Source organism: Vibrio sp. 1557 (genome assembly GCF_033340175.1).
GTDB classification, from domain to species: Bacteria; Pseudomonadota; Gammaproteobacteria; order Enterobacterales; family Vibrionaceae; genus Vibrio; species Vibrio alginolyticus.
The window spans coordinates 1-1,000 of record NZ_JAWOVZ010000319.1; the positions used below are offsets into that span (position 1 = coordinate 1).

Below are 1,000 nucleotides of genomic sequence, written 5' to 3' on the forward strand. Positions count from 1 at the left end.
ATTACATTTAGAAACATTTTACGCAATTTATGTAGGAGAATTCGGAATCTACTGTCTGTAAGGTTAGTGTGTTTTCAACAATATCCTGTTCCATAAAGACGGTAAATACATGCAAAAGAAACCACTTGTCGCATTAATGGCGGCTACAGCTATCCTTGCAGGATGCGGAGAAGCGAATAATGCCCAAAGAGAGAGCCAAGCGCCTCTTGTCGTAACTCAGGATGTCACGGTAATCGACTACCAACCGAGTAAATCATATATCGGTCGCATTGAAGCGGTAGAAGATACCAATATCACAGCACAGATTTCAGGCTATTTACAAGCTCGTCATTTTGAAGAAGGACAAATGGTAGAAAAAGGTCAGCTTCTTTATTCTATTGAACCTTCTTCTTTTGAAGCACAAGTGGCAAGTGCGAAAGCAGCGTTAGCACAAGCAAAAGCTTCGCTTAAAAAGGCAGAGCTTGACCACCAACGCGGCAAAAACCTGCTTCCTCGTGGAAGCATCTCCCAATCGGAATTTGATGCGTTGACAGCAACATTGCTAGGCGCGCGTGCAGAACTAGAAGCCGCGAATGCACAGCTTAAACTTGCAGAAGTCAACCTTTCGTACACGCAAATCCGAGCGCCGTTTAGTGGTCGTATTAGCGACACAAAAGTGAGTACTGGTGATCTGGTTTCTCCATCTTCAGGTGTGCTGACGACGCTCGTGAGCCTAGATCCTGTGCACACTTCGTTTAGCGTCAGTGAACGTGAGCGTTTAGCGATGGGCATGGATCGAATTAAAGGCGATGGTTCGGCCGAGTCGAACGGTGTGGAAGTGCAACTAGAGCTAGAAAACGGCCAGTTTTTCGAACACCTAGGTCAGCTTGATTTCTTGGGTAACCGTATTGATACCAAAACAGGCACGATTGCTATGCGTGCGTTGGTGCCAAACCCAGAACACAAACTGCTTCCTGGCCAGCACATCAAAGTCAACTTACGTGATAAGAATACGCGAGAT

General features: G+C 45.9%; 1 protein-coding gene. It reads left to right on the forward strand.

What is annotated here, in order from left to right:
- Positions 1 to 109: 109 nt before the first annotated feature.
- A partial coding sequence (gene vmeY, locus R7070_RS26770; RefSeq protein WP_318141599.1) for a multidrug efflux RND transporter periplasmic adaptor subunit VmeY occupies positions 110 to 1,000 on the forward strand: 891 nt, incomplete at its 3' end.